The sequence below is a fragment of the Variovorax sp. PBS-H4 genome (genome assembly GCF_901827205.1).
Classification (GTDB): Bacteria; Pseudomonadota; Gammaproteobacteria; order Burkholderiales; family Burkholderiaceae_C; genus Variovorax.
Window position 1 is genome coordinate 1744251 of the sequence record NZ_LR594675.1, and the last position, 15205, is coordinate 1759455.

Annotated in this window: 15 protein-coding genes; 9 read left to right on the forward strand and 6 right to left on the reverse strand. The window is 65.8% G+C overall.

Features of this window, described 5'->3' with window-relative positions; translation table 11 throughout:
- The first annotated feature begins 17 nt into the window (after window positions 1-17).
- The 9 genes from E5CHR_RS08305 to E5CHR_RS08345 all read left to right on the forward strand — a co-directional run bounded on the left by E5CHR_RS08305 (window position 18) and on the right by E5CHR_RS08345 (window position 8959).
- Window positions 18-962: a formylglycine-generating enzyme family protein gene (locus E5CHR_RS08305; RefSeq protein WP_232062276.1), complete on the forward strand. Its 945-nt coding sequence runs from the start codon at window positions 18-20 to the stop codon at window positions 960-962.
- Between the two features lie 109 nt (window positions 963-1071).
- On the forward strand, window positions 1072-2559 hold the full coding sequence (locus E5CHR_RS08310; protein WP_162579242.1) for an aminotransferase-like domain-containing protein: 1488 nt from the start codon (window positions 1072-1074) through the stop codon (window positions 2557-2559).
- Window positions 2560-2747: 188 nt separating this feature from the next.
- Entirely contained in the window at window positions 2748-3194 is a 447-nt protein-coding gene (locus tag E5CHR_RS08315) for a cupin domain-containing protein (RefSeq protein ID WP_162579243.1), read from the forward strand.
- A gap of 126 nt (window positions 3195-3320) precedes the next feature.
- Window positions 3321-4664: an acetamidase/formamidase family protein gene (locus E5CHR_RS08320; RefSeq protein WP_162579244.1), complete on the forward strand. Its 1344-nt coding sequence runs from the start codon at window positions 3321-3323 to the stop codon at window positions 4662-4664.
- Window positions 4664-5614 carry a metal ABC transporter substrate-binding protein gene (locus tag E5CHR_RS08325; RefSeq protein WP_162579245.1) on the forward strand — a complete coding sequence of 317 codons (951 nt, stop codon included), beginning with the start codon at window positions 4664-4666 and terminating at the stop codon, window positions 5612-5614. Before E5CHR_RS08320 ends, E5CHR_RS08325 begins: the two co-directional genes overlap by 1 nt.
- Before the next feature lie 36 nt (window positions 5615-5650).
- A complete protein-coding gene (locus tag E5CHR_RS08330) occupies window positions 5651-6919 on the forward strand; it encodes a metal ABC transporter permease (RefSeq protein WP_269474077.1) in 1269 nt (422 codons plus the stop codon).
- Window positions 6920-7057: 138 nt separating this feature from the next.
- Window positions 7058-7459 (forward strand): hypothetical protein, encoded by a 402-nt coding sequence (locus E5CHR_RS08335; protein ID WP_162579247.1) that lies wholly within the window; start codon window positions 7058-7060, stop codon window positions 7457-7459.
- A gap of 45 nt (window positions 7460-7504) precedes the next feature.
- Complete coding sequence (locus tag E5CHR_RS08340) at window positions 7505-7837, forward strand: hypothetical protein (protein WP_162579248.1); 333 nt, start codon at window positions 7505-7507, stop codon at window positions 7835-7837.
- A 102-nt stretch (window positions 7838-7939) separates the two neighbouring features.
- Complete coding sequence (locus E5CHR_RS08345) at window positions 7940-8959, forward strand: lysylphosphatidylglycerol synthase domain-containing protein (RefSeq protein WP_162579249.1); 1020 nt, start codon at window positions 7940-7942, stop codon at window positions 8957-8959.
- On the opposite strand, the gene E5CHR_RS08350 is transcribed toward E5CHR_RS08345, so the two are convergent.
- From E5CHR_RS08350 to E5CHR_RS08375, 6 genes are all read right to left on the reverse strand, one after another.
- Window positions 8937-9251 (reverse strand): EthD family reductase, encoded by a 315-nt coding sequence (locus E5CHR_RS08350; RefSeq protein WP_162579250.1) that lies wholly within the window; start codon window positions 9249-9251, stop codon window positions 8937-8939. The genes E5CHR_RS08345 and E5CHR_RS08350 overlap by 23 nt on opposite strands.
- Before the next feature lie 85 nt (window positions 9252-9336).
- Window positions 9337-9840: a hemerythrin domain-containing protein gene (locus tag E5CHR_RS08355; protein ID WP_162579251.1), complete on the reverse strand. Its 504-nt coding sequence runs from the start codon at window positions 9838-9840 to the stop codon at window positions 9337-9339.
- A gap of 163 nt (window positions 9841-10003) precedes the next feature.
- Window positions 10004-10771 (reverse strand): ABC transporter permease, encoded by a 768-nt coding sequence (locus E5CHR_RS08360; RefSeq protein ID WP_162579252.1) that lies wholly within the window; start codon window positions 10769-10771, stop codon window positions 10004-10006.
- Window positions 10772-10826: 55 nt separating this feature from the next.
- Window positions 10827-11648, reverse strand: coding sequence for an ABC transporter ATP-binding protein (locus E5CHR_RS08365; RefSeq protein ID WP_162579253.1), 822 nt, complete (start codon window positions 11646-11648; stop codon window positions 10827-10829).
- Window positions 11648-12682 (reverse strand): ABC transporter substrate-binding protein, encoded by a 1035-nt coding sequence (locus E5CHR_RS08370; RefSeq protein WP_162579254.1) that lies wholly within the window; start codon window positions 12680-12682, stop codon window positions 11648-11650. The genes E5CHR_RS08365 and E5CHR_RS08370 overlap by 1 nt, the downstream gene beginning before the upstream one ends.
- A gap of 167 nt (window positions 12683-12849) precedes the next feature.
- The gene (locus tag E5CHR_RS08375) at window positions 12850-15150 is read right to left on the reverse strand and encodes an NADP-dependent malic enzyme (protein WP_162579255.1); all 2301 of its coding nucleotides are present in this window, start codon (window positions 15148-15150) and stop codon (window positions 12850-12852) included.
- Between the last annotated feature and the right edge of the window lie 55 nt (window positions 15151-15205).

The window sequence follows — 15205 nt, forward strand, 5'->3', positions numbered from 1 at the left end:
GCCTCGTGGTCCTGGCCATGGTCTCCGTCGGCGTCCACGCTGCCGAGGCCGAACGCAACAGCCTGGGCATGGCCTTCGTGAAGCTGCCGGCCGGTGAGTTCCTGATGGGCAGCGACGAGGCGCCCGAATCGTTGGCCCGCGCCTATCCGCAGCTGCCGACAAGTCGATTCGCACAACTTGCCGACGAAGCACCGGTTCACCGCGTGCGCATCACGCGCGCCTTCTGGATGGGGCAGCACGAAGTCACGGTCGGCCAGTTTCGGCGTTTCGTCGAGGCGTCGGGCTACGTGCCCGAGTCGGTGGCCGACCGAACCGGCGGCTACGGCTGGCGCGCCGACTACGACCCCGCAACCACGAAGCGCGGCGACGCCTTCGAAGGCCGCGATCCCCGCTACTCGTGGCGCAACCCCGGCTTCAAGCAAGGCGACGACCATCCGGTCGTCAACGTGACCTGGAACGACGCCCAGGCGCTGGCCGCCTGGCTGAGCAGGATGGAAGGCCGCCGCTACCGCTTGCCGACCGAGGCCGAGTGGGAATACGCCTGCCGCGCCGGCACCCGCACCCGCTACAGCTCGGGCGAGGACCCGCGCTCGTTGCTGGGCGCGGCCAACGTGTTCGACGCCAGCAGCGCGAGCTACTGGCCGCGCTGGCGACCCATGGCGCTGGACGGCGACGACGGCTGGCCCTTCACCGCGCCGGTCGGCCGCTTCGCGCCGAACCCGTGGGGCCTCTACGACATGCACGGCAATGCCTGGGAGTGGGTCGCCGACTGGCATGGCGACACTTACTACGCGCAGTCGCCACTCGACGACCCGAAAGGCCCCGAACGGGGCGAAGTACGGGTGCGCCGCGGAGGCTCGTGGCACACCTGGCCGTTTTACGCCCGTGCGGCGTACCGCAACTGGAACTCGCCGGACACGCGCTACACGCTGGTCGGCATCCGCCTCGTTCGGGACGATTGACACGCACTAAAGTGCGGATCTGCGCGACAATGCAAGCATAATAGTGCCGGTCGTGCTGCAGATCACTTGGCGGCCACGAGGGTGCCGAGACCTCCCTTGAGAACAGACGATGATCCCAAAGCTTGTCGACGCGCGGCTGGATGGCTTGCGGCTGGAAGCGCAGCGCAATGTGCCGCTTCACCAGCAGATTTCGGAGGCAATCAAACGCCGGATCGCATCGGGCGTGCTGCCCGTGGGGGCCCGCCTTCCGTCTTCTCGCGATCTGGCCTCGCAGTTGGGCGCGTCTCGCGCCACCGTTGAACTCGCGTACGGCAATCTGGCGGCTGAAGGTTATGTCGCCCGTCGATCAGCAGCGGGGACCCGGGTGCTACCGTTGCGCACCGAAGCGCCGGCGCCCGCGCTTCAAACCTTTGGGGCACGTCTGATGCCCGGCCTGGCATCGGAAGCCGCGCAACTGCCGAAGATGTTCCAGATGGGATTGCCGGCACTGGACGCGTTTCCGCGCAAACTCTGGTCCCGGTTGGCGGCGCGCCACGCACGCGCACTGTCTGTGTCCAAGATGGTGTATCAGCAACCGGGCGGCTTTGCGCCGCTGCGTCGTGCGATAGCGAATCATCTGGCGATGGGCCGTGGGCTCGCATGCACCGCAAGGCAGGTCTTCGTCACTTGCGGATTTCTGGGTGCGTTGTCATTGGCATCGCGTGCAGCACTCACCGCAGGCGACAAGGTCCTGGTGGAAGACCCTGGATTCCCGCCGGCCCGCGAAGCCATCAAGCTCGGGGGTGGCATCGCGGTTCCTGTTCCGGTGGATGGCCTCGGCATGGACTTCGCTGCCGGCATCTCCTCCGCGCCTGATGCACGGGCCGTGCTGATCACGCCGGTCGCACAGTTCCCTCTGGGCGGCGCTCTTTCGGCCAGCCGTCGCGAGCAGATGCTGGCTTGGGCAAGTTCGTCGCACGCGTGGGTGCTGCAGGATGACTATGAGGAGAACTTGAACGGCGTGGACAGAACAGCAAGCTGGTCTGCATCCGTCGCGTCGGCCGAGCGGGTGTTGCATCTGGGATCGTTCAGCAATTTGCTGTTTCCGGGGTTTCGGCTTGGATACCTCGTGGCACCCGAATCGCTCGTCGGCCCGTTGGAGCACGCAGCCGCGCTGCAGCCCGCGAATCCGTCGCTGCTCGACCAGATGGTGGTCTTCGACTTCATTGCGCAAGGCCTTCTCGTGCGGCATCTCGCGCGCATGAAGAGCCTCTACGCAGAGCGGAGGCTGGCGCTGCGGAAGGCGCTGAACGAGGCATTCGGCCCTCTCGGACACGCAGAGAGCTGTGGAATGCATGTGCTGCTTCGCTTGCGCATCGATTGCGACGATGTCGCCCTCGCCGCGCTTGCCCGTTCCCACGGGATGGCCGTGAATGCCCTCTCGCCGATGGGCGTGAACGTGAACACCGGGCCGGGACTCCTGCTCGGATACACCAACATCCTCCCGGCGGCCGCGATGGATGCCGCGTTGTGCCTGAGGAACGTTCTTCAGGACAAGGGGCCTTCTCCTGCAGAGCCTGCGCCTGCGGATCGCTGCATCGCAGGCGGGTACGGCTGACTGGGCGGCAGGGACCGCTGCCGCGTCATTGTTGGTCTGGTCGGATAAGCGAATCTTGGACATGGGCTGTTTCATGGCGCACGCCTAAGCTGGCAAAGCTGCAGCGCTCGATCAGCAGCCTTGCGAGTCCGCACCGGTGCGGCTTCTGCACAGGTTGCTTCCCGTCCAACAGAGAAAGAGTCAGTTCGATGTCCAAGTCTTCCAACCATTCACGCAACATCCGGTCGGCATGCGCGATCGCTGTTGCCGCCGTACTGCTAGGTGCCTCGCCATCGTGGGCCCAGAGCACGACTGCGCCGGCCAGTGGTCGCAATATCGAGTCGGTGCTTGCTGAAAAGCTGTCCGTCACACCTGGCAAGGTCCTGACGTCCCAGATCGTGCACTACCCACCCGGTGGGGCATCGAAGTCGCACCGCCATGATGCGGACGTCTTCGCCTTCGTATTGTCCGGAAACATCGTCTCGCAAACGGACGGGCACGGAGATGCAAAGGTGTATCACGCCGGGGAAGGGCGCTTCGAGCGGCGGGGCGAGCACCACGTCATCAGCCGCAACGCGAGCGCCACGGAGCCGGCCAGCATGCTCGTGGTCTATGTGCACGACGAGGGCGCGACCCTGACAACCTTCGACCACTAGGAAGATCGACCCAAGGCCGCTCGCCAGCGGCCTGCATGTGCAAACCGCCCTGCGCCCGGGTGCTGCGAGATGCCGCCCGGTGTGGAAGCGCGCTCTGCATCAATGAAAAAAAGACAGGAGACAGCAGTGTTAAATCGTGCCATCGCATTCGGCATGCCCTTCGCAGCCGCAGTGCTGCTCATCGTCGGCGGCACCGTGCCGCCGGCCGCGCATGCCCAAGGCCGAACTTCGGCCAAGCCCCAGGGAGCATCCTCAGGCAGCGACGACACTGATCGCAAGAGCGTCATGCGGCTCGAAGGAAATCCGCAGACCACGCAGTTCGGCTGGTTCGACAACTCACAGCCACCGGTCGCCAGGATGCGTTCCGGAGACACGATCGTGATGGAGACATTGATCCATGGCGACAAGCAGATCGTCATGAATGAAATGACCATCGCCCAGATGACCCTGCGTGCCAGGCAGGAGCAGGCCGAATCGCCCGGCAGGGGCCCTCATTCCATCACCGGTCCCGTGTACATAGAGGGTGCACAGCCCGGCGACGTACTGAAGATCGACATCGGCAAGATCGTGCCGAGCTCCTACGCGTTGAACTTCAGCTATCCGGGCTTTGCCGGCGCGTTCCCGAAAGTGTTTTCGCAGGGGCAACTGAAGTACTTTCTCCTGGACAGCGAAAGGCAAAGGGTCGAGTTCTCGCCCGGGATCGAAATTCCTCTTCGCCCCTTTCCTGGACTGATCGCTGTGGCGCGTGCCGAGCCGGGCCGCTACAGCACGGTGCCGCCGGGGCGTTTCGGTGGAAATCTCGATATCAACGAGATGGTGTCCGGCACCACGGTCTACCTTCCCGTCTTTGTCGAGGGAGGTCTGCTCTGGTCCGGAGACTCCCACGCCGCGCAAGGAAACGGCGAAATCAATCTCACGGCCCTTGAGACATCGTTCAAGGAACTGCCCTTGACGGTGACCGTGCTCAAGGGAAAGAAGCTGGACTGGCCGCGGGTCGAGACCCCCACGCATTGGATCGCAATGGGATATGACAAGGATCTGAATGTCGCCTTCAGCATGCTGCAGGACCAGGCCACAACGCTCATCGCAGAGCAGAGCGGAGTCGGCCAGGCCGAAGCGCGCTCGATGATGCTGGCCAAGTGGGACTGTCGCGTCGCCGAGATAGTGAACGTCCTCAAGGGCACCTACTGCATGATCCCCAAGGCAGCGAATGCTGCCGCGCCCGCGCTGCCCACCCGGGACGGGCCCGAAGCAATGGTCACGCACGCAAGGAACGTCGACCTCAACAAGGCCATGGACGAGGCCGCGCTTTCCATGGTCGACAGGCTGGCGGGCGAAAAAGGGCTCACTCGCCTGGAGGCCTATTCCCTCGCCAGCATGGCCATGGATTGCCGCCTGGGCCCGCCCGCAGGCACGGAGCACGAAGTGCACTGCCTGATGAACGAGAAGCTCTGGACGGCCAGCCGCTGATGCCTGCGCCCATCGGACTCACCAGGAGGGCAGCTATCGCAGGCACGCTTGCCGCTGCCGGTGTCAGCGCCGAAGAACTCCCGCCCGCCGATGTGTGCACGTCGCGTCTACGTGTCGTGGCCGCGACGAGCGATCTTGCCAGCCTGGTCCAGGCCGTCGGTGGCCCGCTTGTCGAGGTCCGTACCGTGGCGCCGCCGATGGCCGACCCCGAGTCGTTTGAACCGCGAGCAAGCGACCTGGCGCTGATCGCAAGCGCTGCGCTCGTCGTGAGGATCGGGCTGGGCTATGACCATTGGCTCGAAAAGCTGCTCGATCGGCGGGGCCGAAGCTTCTGCAACAGGCCGGCTCCGGTGGTCGACGCGTCCTCCGGAATCCCTCTGCTGGAGGTCGTTGGACGCAATCCGTTCTCTCAAGACAACCATGGGCACGGCATCGCGAACCCGCACTACTGGCTGGACCCTGCGAACGCCCGAATCATGACGGCGACGATCGGCGAGGCCATTGCCAACGCCTCCGAAAGCGCACGAGAAGCCGTCCTTCAAAATTGCCGGCGATTCCTCGAGCGGCTCCGTCGGAAGATGGGCACCTGGACGGACACCTTGTCTCCGTTTCGCGGCACTGCGCTACTCGCGTACCACAACAGCTGGCCGTACTTCGCACGCCGGTTCCGTTTGAACGTCGTGGGATTCATAGAGCCGAGGGAAGGGGTCACGCCGAGTGTCGCGCATTTGGCGGCATTGCTGTCGCAAGCGCGTGAGAACGATGTCCGTGCGATCCTGCAGGCAACCCACGAGCCGAAGCAATTCTCCGGAACAGTCGCTGCACGCCTGGGCATTCCCTTGATTCACCTCGCACCCGGTGTCGGGAGTGTGCCCGAGGCTGGAGACTACCTGGCTCTCATGGACTACAACGTCAACTCCCTGGCACGCGCGCTCGCCAAGGCGCATTGAGGACACATCATGGTATTGGCAGACTTGATCGCCCTCATGGCGCCGTCGTTCGCCGGCTGCATGCTCTTCGTGGCCATCCACCAGTGCTTCGGCGTGCACGTGCTGCGGCGGGGAGTCATCTTCGTCGACCTGGCGCTTGCGCAGATGTCGGCACTCGGCGCCACACTGGCCTTTGCCGCAGGCCACGACCCGGCGAGTGTCGGCGGCATCGCATACACGCTGTGTTTCTCCGCAGCGGGGGCGGCACTGCTGGCGTTCGCTCGCGCACTGCCCAAGGGCATCGATCATGAAGCGTACATCGGCATCATCTACGTGGTCAGTACAGCCGCGACGATCGTCGCTGTGGATCAGTCTCCACAAGGCGCCGAGCACGTCAAGCAGATTCTCGTGGGCAGCATCCTGGGGATCTCGATCGAGGGGCTGCCGAAGCTGGCGCTGCTGTATGGCGTGGTAGGAGCACTCTTGTGGCTGGCGCGAAGGCCGATCGCACAGGCGAGTGCGTTTGCTCCAACTGAGCATGCGCGCGCACACGCAGCCTGGGACTTCGTCTTCTACTTTCTTTTCGGCCTCGTCGTCACAAGCTCCGTGGCGATCGCCGGCATCCTGCTCGTGTTCTGCTTTCTCATCATTCCATCCTTGATCGGATCGCTTTTCTCCAGGCGACCTGTGGTGTTGCATGTCGTCGGATGGGTTGCGGGGACAGTCGCAAGCGCAACGGGACTCGCGGCTTCCTACGCGTTGGATCTGCCTGCAGGTGCCGCGCTCGTGATCGCGTTTGCATTCGTGCTTCTCGTGGCCTGCCTGTTGCGCGGCGTTCTGTGGGTGCCGCCACAGCAACGGCTTGCGGGCCTGCGCAAGTTCGCTCGCGCGGTCTGCGCCGGCGTCTTCGGTGCGGCAGGCCTGGCAATGCTCTGGCTCGTCGCCGTGCCACGCGCGGACCAGCCTTTGCTCGTGTTCGTCGAGCGGCTCGCAGGTACAGGCCCTGAACACTACTTGACAGGTGCCGAGCGGCGGCGATATGCGAATGCGCTTGCGACATCCAGACTGAAACACGAGCAAGCGAGCCAGCTCACCTCGCAGGAGAGGCAATCCCGCTGGCAGGGAGACGGCCTTTCGGATGAAGCGATCCGTGGCATCGGCACATTCCAGCAGGCCTTCAACGAAATGGCTCGTGGGGAAGATTTCGTGGTGCGTGAGCTGACGGTGCGCGCGCGGGAGCGCCAGCGCTGGCGCGTGGCGCCCTTCGGTCTTGCGCTGAGCATGGCGGGCTTGTGGTGGGCGCTGAGGCGTTCATCACAGGCGTGAGGGGCCTCAAGCTTGTGATGCCTGCCTGACTGCGTACGTGGCGTCGCATAGAACCCACCGCAAACCTCGCCGCGTCCGACACGCCGCAACCCGCGCCGCGGAGTAGAAGTGGAGCCATCTTTTTGCAAGGAGCCCCGCATGCCCCGACAAGCATTTGCACTCCATTCCTCGCTCGCCGCCTTGGCCTGCGCGGCCACCCTCATTGGCACCGGCGCGTGGGCGCAGGCGCAAGGCACCGCTTCGCAGGCGGAGCGCGAGCGCGCGACCTGCGACGGCGTCCAGCAAGACCGCGAAGCCTGCCGCCGCGAGGCCGGCGCAGCGAAGCAGGAAGCGCAGCGCGGCGGCCTCGCGCCGGCGGGCCAGGCCGAGCAGAACGCGCTGGCGCGCTGCCAGATGCTGCAGCCGGCGGGCGACCGCGCCGATTGCGAGGCACGCGTCAAGGGCGCAGCCACCAGCAGCAGCGGCAGCGTAATGGGCGGTGGCGTGATCCGCGAGAGCGTCACGCCGGTGCCGGCCTCGCCGCCAGCGCCAGCCCGCTGAAGTTGCGCACCCGTTCACGACGCACATCTTTCAGGAGAACCGAACATGCAGATCGAAACGCCGCACATCCATCCCACCCCGCAACAGGCTGAGCCCGGCACGGAGATCTTGCCCATGCCCGTGGCAGGCAACGACATCGGGCCGGCCCCCGCGCTCGGGAACGAGGCGATGCGCGCAGAGGTGCCATCGAAGCTGCACCGCACCTGGGACAAGGTGCGCACTGCAGTCAATTCGCTGCCGACCCATGCGCGGCAAGCCAAGGTGCAGGGCGCGCAGTATGTGGCCGAGGAACCGGTCAAGGCCGCGATGATGGCGGCGGCCGGCGGGGCTGCGCTGGCCATCGTGCTGCGGGCTGCGGCGCGCCGCGCCTGGCGCTGATCCGCGTTCCTTGGCCCCTGGAGCCGCCGCGGCATCTGAACCTACGCGAACAAGCGCCGAGGGCAACGGGTCGCGCATCTGCCGCGCCCGGACGATGTGCGCATGCCCGACAGCGATGCGATGCCCTTCACCGACGCGCGACCTCCGCGCGAAATCCCTCTCTGGCATCGCATCCGTCGCTGGGCCTTGCCAGTGCTGGGCATCGCGGTGCTCGCACTGCTGCTGTCCCACGCGCACAAGGTGGACTGGGCCGGCGCCTGGCAGGCACTCGAGCGCTACTCGCCCGGCGTGCTGCTGGGGGCGCTGGCGCTGTGCACCGCAAGCCATGCGCTGTACGGTTGCTATGACCTGATCGGCCGGCACCACACGCAGCATGGCCTGCCGCGGTGGCGAAGCTGGGCGATCGCGGTCACCAGCTACGCCTTCAACCTCAACCTGGGCTCGCTGGTGGGCGGCGTGGCGATGCGCGCCCGGCTGTATGCGCGGGCGGGCCTCGACGAGACCACGGTGGCGCAGATCGTGGGCCTCAGCCTGGCGACCAACTGGCTGGGCTACGGGCTGGTGGCGGGCTGCGTGTTCGCCTCCGGCGTGGTGAAGCTGCCGGCGGAATTCGCGCTCGGGGAGGATGCCTTTCGTGCGCTCGGCGTGCTGATGCTGCTGCTGGCGGTGGCCTATGTGCTCGCCTGCGCAAAGATGCAGGGCAGGCGGTGGCAAGTGCGCGGACGCCGGGTTCGGCTGCCGTCGGCGCGCCTGGCGCTGGTGCAGCTCGGCCTATCCGCGGCGAACTGGGCGTTGATGGGGTCCGCCATGTACCTGCTGCTGGGCGGCAAGGTGCCGTATTCCGTCACGTTGGGGGTATTGCTGGCGGCTTCGGTCGTCGGCGTGGTGACGCCGATCCCGGCGGGCCTCGGGGTATTGGAGGCGGTGTACCTGGCGCTGCTGTCGGGCTCGGTGCGCCAGGGCGCGCTGATGGGCGCACTGCTGGCTTATCGCGCGCTGTACTACCTGGTACCCCTGGGCGGCGGCCTGGTGCTGTATGGGGTGCTGGAGCGCTACGCTTCGGCGCGTCCGCCGCCGGAGGCCGAAGGCGCCGGCAGGCTCAGCCCACCACGACCTCGCTGATCTGCATCACGGGCTTGAGGTCCGTGTAGTTGGCGACGTCGGCCATGATCGCCTTCGCATGCGGGCCGAAGCCGGCCTGGAAGCTTTCCACCGAATCACAGTAGATGTGGCACATGCCGATGTACGGCGCCGGTGCACCGGGCGCACCGCCCGCCAAGCCCTTGTCGATCGTGTACGACTTGCACGCGTCGCCCATCTTTTCCTTGAGCATCGGCATGTGCTTGTCGCGGTAGTACTCGTGGTCGAACCGGGCGCCGGCGGTGTTGGGGTACATCACGCTGACCTTGATCATTTGCTTATCTCCGTGTGGCAAGGTCTGTGAGCATAGGAGATGGCGTGGCCCTGAACAAGCACGCTGGCGCGGCGCGCCTGCGCGTCTAATCCCTCCTTGCCCGCATGGCCTTGGACATCGACGAGACCACGGCGGCCCATTCCTCGCGTGTCAGCAGCAGGGCGGTCTGGGAATGGAGCGCGGTGTCTTCCTTGTCGAGATGGTCGAGCAAGAGCCTGCGATGCTCCGCCACCAGGTTCTCGACGGCGTCGGCGTCAAGCGCGTCGCCGCTTTGCGACCGCTCCAGCCGACCTTTGATTTGCGCAAGCAGTTCGTCGCAGCGCTCGTGCTGCCGCTCGAGACGGTGGAGCAGATCGTCCGCCTCGGCAGACCTGCCGCGCAGCACCCCCAGGAGGGCCACTCCCTTGGGTCGATGAGTCGTTTCGTCGAAGGCCTGGAGCCGTTCGATCAGGCGGACGATGCGCATGGCCGCAGAACCCGAGCGTCTCCACTCGCCACTTTTCAATTCGTGCTCGAGCAGGCTCAGCAATTCACGCATGCGTGCGTGCTCCCCACGCAACACGGTCCACGCGCATTCGGCCGCCAACATGTCTGCCCCCTTCGCAACAGGGCCTCTCCGCGCTCTGCGCGGGAGGTTTTCAGCCGTACTATCGATTTCGTTCTACCGCGTTGCGGCCTGCACCGCAAGATGAACTTTTCCGCTTTACGCGTGGCGCATGCCACACTGGCGCAGGCCACCGATGGACTGCCGCCTATTCATTCTGGGAGCCGCGGTGCGCCCAGCCGGTGGTGTGCTTCTCGACCACGCTGAAGAGCTCGTACATCAGCATCGCCATCGCGCCCACTACCACCAGTCCGGCAAAAGCCAGCCCCATCTGCATGGCCGAGCCAGCCGAGATCAGCAGGTAGCCGATGCCCTCGTTGGCCGCGGTCATCTCGCTCACCGTGGTGCCGACGAAGGCCAGCGTGATCGCGACCTTGAGCGAGGCGAAGAAGTAGGGCATGGAGCGCGGCAGGCCGATCTTCACCAGCACGTCCCAGCGCTTGGCGCCCAGCACGCGCAGCACGTCCTCCAGCTCGGGTTCGAGCGTCGCCAGGCCGGTCGCGATGTTGACCATGATCGGAAAGAAGCTGATCAGGAAGGCGGTGAGGATCGCCGGCCCGACGCCGATGCCGAACCACACCACGAGGATGGGCACGAACGCCGCCTTGGGCAGCGCGTTGAAGGCGGTCATCAGCGGGTACATCGCGGCATAGGCCAGCCGCGAGCTGCCGACTACGAAGCCCAGCAGCACGCCCACCACGATCGCCAATCCGAAACCCGCCATCGTGACCCAGAAGGTACGCCAGGCGTGGCCCGCGATGATCGACTTGAATTCCCAGAACTGCGTCCAGATGCGCCAGGGGCTCGGAAAGATGAACTCCGAAACCCCGAAGCCGGCGCAGATGATCTGCCACAGGACGATCACCGCCACCAGCAGCAGCCAGGGCGACCAGCGTTCGAGTTGCTTGCTGTTCATGGAGTGCCTTCGCCTTCGGCTGCGGTGCTGTTCGCCTTCGGAGCGGCCGTGCGCCTCATGCCGCCACCCCCGCGCCGCGGATGGCGCCGATATGCCCGCGTAGCTCCAGCACGATGTCGGTGAATTCCTTGGTATAGGTGAGCTCGAGCTCGCGCGGACGCGGCAGCTCGATCTCGCGCCTGACCACGAAACGGCCCGGGCTCTTGCTCATCACGTACACCGTGTCTGCCAGAAACACCGATTCGCGCAGGTCATGCGTGACCAGGATCACGTTGAAGCGCTGCTCGGTCCAGAGGTCGCGCAGGATGCACCACAGCTCCTCTCGCGTGAAGGCGTCGAGCGCCCCGAAGGGCTCGTCGAGCAGCAGCATCTTGGGTTCGTGGATCAGCGCGCGGCAGATGCTCGCGCGCTGCTGCATGCCACCCGAAAGCTGCCAAGGGAACTTGTCCTCGTAGCCGCCCAGGCCCACTTTCTGGAGCAGCCGCCGGGCGCGCTCTTCGTAGGCCTTGCGCTTCGCCTTGAAGCTCGAGCGGTAGGGCTCGACGATCTCCAGCGGGAGCAGCACGTTCCCCACCGTCGTGCGCCATGGCAGCAGCGAAGGCGCCTGGAAGGCCATGCCCGAGATCTTCACCGGGCCGGTCACCGGCTCGCCGTCGATGCGGATCTTGCCCATCGAGGGCATCTTCAGCCCTGTCGTGAGCTTCATGAAGGTGGACTTGCCGCAGCCCGAGGGCCCGACGATGGCGATGAACTCCCCGCGCTTTACTTGCAGGTCGATGGCTTCGACCGCGAAGTGGTTGGCTTGCAGCAGCGCCTCGTTGTAGGCGAGCCAGACGTCCTGGAAGTCGACGAAGGGCAAGGTCTCCGCGACCGCCATCACTTCTTCAGGATGTTGTTGAGCTCGGCCGGCGGCGGGAGCAGTGCGGCCGTCCATACCGCGTCCGGGCTCACGCGGGTCTTGGTGTTGAAGGCGTCCGAGACCTGCGAGGCCATGAGCGAAAGCCGGCCCGCATTGACCACGCCGAAGCCTTCGGCGCGTGCGTCGGGGCTGTTGATCACGGTGTCGATGGCCAGCTTGAGGCGACGCGTTTCCAGCGCACTGTCGATGATGCCGTCGCGCTTCTTGACCGACTCGATGGCCACGGCCGGATTGGCGATCACCTCCTTCGCGCCCTTGGCGAAGGCCGAGAGGAAAGCCTTGACGGCAGCCGGGTTCTCCTTGATCAGCTTGGGCGAGGCAATGATCACGTTGCCGTAGAGCTTCACGCCGTAGTCGGGGTAGGGCAGCACCACGATGTCGGCTGCCTTGGCGCCGCGCGCCTCCAGGTTGAGCAGCGAGGTGAAGGTGAAGCCGGTGATCGCGTCGATGTCGCCGCGGATCAGCATGGTCTCGCGCAGTGTCGGGTCCATCGCGGTCCAATTGACCGCGCCGATGTTGTTGGCCTTGGCGAAGATCGGAAAGGCGCGACGGCCGGCGTCGAAGACCGGGGCGCCCAGCTTCTTGCCCGCCAGGTCTGCCGGCTTGGTGATGCCGCTCTTCTTCATCGTCATGACCGAGGCCGGCGTGTTGTTGTAGACCATCATCACCGCGACGGGCTTGTTGGGACTGTCGGGGTTGTTGGCGTGGAACTCCATCAGTGCCGCGAGGTCGGCGAAGCCCATCTCGTAGGCGCCCGACGCGACACGCGTGACCGTACCGCCGGATCCGTTGCCCGCGTCGATGGCGACGTCGAGCCCCGCGTCCTTGAAGTAGCCCTTGGCGGCCGGATGCAGGAACAGTGCGGCCGGACCCTCGAAGCGCCAGTCGAGCTGGAACTTGATGGGCGTGAGCGGCTGCGCGTGGGCGGCGGCCAGGCCGAAGCTGAGTGCCGAGGCGGCAAGAAAGGAGTGGAGGAGTTGGCGCTTGTTCATGCAGGACCCGTGGAAGATGAGTGCCGGCATTCAAGCAAATTCGATGCCGTCACGCACTTGGTGCGAACCCTTCCGGCTGAACCAGGGAGGTGCATGCGCCGCGCACTGCCCAGTGAAGAACGCCCTTCCGCGTGCACCGCGGCAGGGCGCTTATTCTGGTGCGTGGCTTACTTCGTGGCGCTTGCGTTGGCCACGGCCAGGGCCGTCATGTTGAGCACGCGGCGCACGGTCGCCGAAGGCGTCAGGACGTGCGCCGAGCCGCTCGCGCCCATGAGAATGGGTCCGACGGTCACGCCGTTGCCGCCGGTCATCTTGAGCACGTTGAAAAGGATGTTCGCGGCGTCGAGGTTGGGGCAGATCAGCAGGTTGGCCGAGCCGCTGAGCGTGGTCTCGGGCAGGGCGTTGCGGCGCACGGTCTCCGACAGCGCGGCATCGCCGTGCATCTCTCCGTCGCATTCGACGTCGGGCGCCATCTTGGCGAACAGGTCGCGCGCCGCGCGCATCTTGCGTGCCGAACTGCGCTCGGAAGAGCCGAAGTTGGAATGCGAAAGAAAGGCCACCTTGGGCGGCAGCCCGAAGCGGCGCACCTCCTCGGCTGCCATCAGCGCGATCTCGGCCAGGGTCTGGGCGTCCGGGTCCTCGTGCACGTTGGTGTCGGCAATGAAGAGGGTGTATTTCTCCAACATGATCGCATTGAGCGTGGCGAAGCCCGGCGCGCCGCGCTTGAGGCCGAGCACCTGGTTGAGGATCTTCAAGTGGCTGTCGAAGCGCCCGACCAGGCCGCAGAGCATCGCGTCGGCATCGCCCAGGTGGACCATCAGCGAGCCGATGGTCGTGTTGGAGCGCCGCACCATCGCCTTCGCTGCCTCGGGCGTGATGCCGCGGCGGCCCATGACCTTCTGGTAGGCCTCCCAGTAGGTGCGAAAGCGCGGGTCGTCCTCGGGGTCGACCACGTCGACATCCGTGCCGAGGCGGATGCGCAGGCCGGCCTTCTTGAGGCGGGTCTCGATCACGGCCGGGCGGCCGATGAGGATCGGCTTGGCCAGGCCTTCGTCCACCGCCAACTGGGCGGCACGCAGCACGCGGTCGTCCTCGCCTTCGCAATAGGCTACGCGCTTGGCGTTCGCCAGCTTGGCGGCGCTGAACACCGGTCGCATGAACATGCCGGTCTGGTAGACGAAGCGCGCCAGGTTCTGGCGGTAAGCGTCCAGGTCGTCGATCGGCCGCGTGGCGACGCCCGAGTCCTGGGCCGCCTTGGCGACCGCGGGCGCGATGCGCAGGATCAGGCGCGAGTCGAAGGGCTTGGGGATGATGTAGTCCGGACCGAAGGCCAGCTCCTGCCCCTGGTAGGCAGTGGCTACTTCTTCGCTGATGTCCGCCTTGGTCAGCTCGGCGATCTCGCGCACGCAGGCGAGCTTCATCTCCTCGGTGATCTTGCTCGCGCCGCAGTCCAGTGCCCCGCGGAAGATATAGGGGAAGCACAAGACGTTGTTGACCTGGTTCGGGTAGTCCGAGCGGCCGGTGGCGATGATGCAGTCGGGCCGCACTTCCTTGGCCAGCTCGGGCCGGATCTCGGGTTCCGGGTTGGCCAGCGCCAGGATGATGGGCTTGTCGGCCATGCTCTTGACCATGTCCTGCGAGACCACCCCTGGCGCCGAACAGCCGAGGAACACGTCCGCCTTCTTCATCACGTCGGCCAGCGTGCGCGCGCCGGTGTCCGCCTGGGCATAGCGCGACTTCGAGTCGTCGAAGCCTCCCGGGCGGCCGATGTAGATGAGGCCCTTGGAGTCGACCGCGAAGATGTTGGCCGGTTTGGCGCCCATGCCGACCATCACGTCCAGGCAGGCGATGGCGGCGGCGCCGGCGCCGGAGACGGCAATCTTCACTTCGTCGATCTTCTTGCCGACCAGTTCCAGCCCGTTGATCAGCGCCGCGGCCGAGATGATGGCGGTGCCGTGCTGGTCGTCATGGAACACCGGAATGTTCATGCGCTCGCGCAGCTTGCGCTCGATGTAGAAGCACTCGGGCGCCTTGATGTCCTCGAGGTTGATGCCGCCCAGCGTTGGCTCCAGCGCGGCGATGATCTCGACCAGCTTGTCGGGGTCGGATTCGGCCAGCTCGATGTCGAACACGTCGATGCCGGCGAACTTCTTGAACAGGCACCCCTTGCCTTCCATCACCGGCTTGGCGGCCAGCGGGCCGATGTTGCCCAGGCCGAGCACCGCAGTGCCGTTGGTGACCACCCCCACCAGGTTGCCGCGCGAGGTGTACTCGGCGGCCTTGGACGGATCGGCCTCGATGTCGAGGCAGGGATAGGCCACGCCAGGGGAGTAGGCCAGCGACAGGTCGCGCTGGTTCAGCAGCGGCTTGGTCGGGGAAATCGAGATCTTGCCCTTGACGGGGGAACGGTGGTATTCGCGGGCGGCATCGCGCAGTGCTTCTTCTGCCGGGGACAGGGGGGCGGCCATGAAAGTCTCCTTTGTTCTGATGAGGAGAGAGGCTACTCCAAAAGCGCGGGCCGCT

Excerpts from the sequence above, each read along its gene's own strand:
- E5CHR_RS08360 (WP_162579252.1), bottom strand. The coding sequence starts at position 10,771 with ATGAACAGCAAGCAACTCGAACGCTGGTCGCCCTGGCTGCTGCTGGTG.
- E5CHR_RS08370 (WP_162579254.1), bottom strand. The coding sequence starts at position 12,682 with ATGAACAAGCGCCAACTCCTCCACTCCTTTCTTGCCGCCTCGGCACTC.
- E5CHR_RS08310 (WP_162579242.1), top strand. The coding sequence starts at position 1,072 with ATGATCCCAAAGCTTGTCGACGCGCGGCTGGATGGCTTGCGGCTGGAA.
- E5CHR_RS08340 (WP_162579248.1), top strand. The coding sequence starts at position 7,505 with ATGCAGATCGAAACGCCGCACATCCATCCCACCCCGCAACAGGCTGAG.
- E5CHR_RS08315 (WP_162579243.1), top strand. The coding sequence starts at position 2,748 with ATGTCCAAGTCTTCCAACCATTCACGCAACATCCGGTCGGCATGCGCG.
- E5CHR_RS08345 (WP_162579249.1), top strand. The coding sequence starts at position 7,940 with ATGCCCGACAGCGATGCGATGCCCTTCACCGACGCGCGACCTCCGCGC.
- E5CHR_RS08375 (WP_162579255.1), bottom strand. The coding sequence starts at position 15,150 with ATGGCCGCCCCCCTGTCCCCGGCAGAAGAAGCACTGCGCGATGCCGCC.
- E5CHR_RS08335 (WP_162579247.1), top strand. The coding sequence starts at position 7,058 with ATGCCCCGACAAGCATTTGCACTCCATTCCTCGCTCGCCGCCTTGGCC.
- E5CHR_RS08305 (WP_232062276.1), top strand. The coding sequence starts at position 18 with ATGGTCTCCGTCGGCGTCCACGCTGCCGAGGCCGAACGCAACAGCCTG.
- E5CHR_RS08330 (WP_269474077.1), top strand. The coding sequence starts at position 5,651 with ATGGCGCCGTCGTTCGCCGGCTGCATGCTCTTCGTGGCCATCCACCAG.
- E5CHR_RS08355 (WP_162579251.1), bottom strand. The coding sequence starts at position 9,840 with ATGTTGGCGGCCGAATGCGCGTGGACCGTGTTGCGTGGGGAGCACGCA.
- E5CHR_RS08325 (WP_162579245.1), top strand. The coding sequence starts at position 4,664 with ATGCCTGCGCCCATCGGACTCACCAGGAGGGCAGCTATCGCAGGCACG.
- E5CHR_RS08365 (WP_162579253.1), bottom strand. The coding sequence starts at position 11,648 with ATGGCGGTCGCGGAGACCTTGCCCTTCGTCGACTTCCAGGACGTCTGG.
- E5CHR_RS08350 (WP_162579250.1), bottom strand. The coding sequence starts at position 9,251 with ATGATCAAGGTCAGCGTGATGTACCCCAACACCGCCGGCGCCCGGTTC.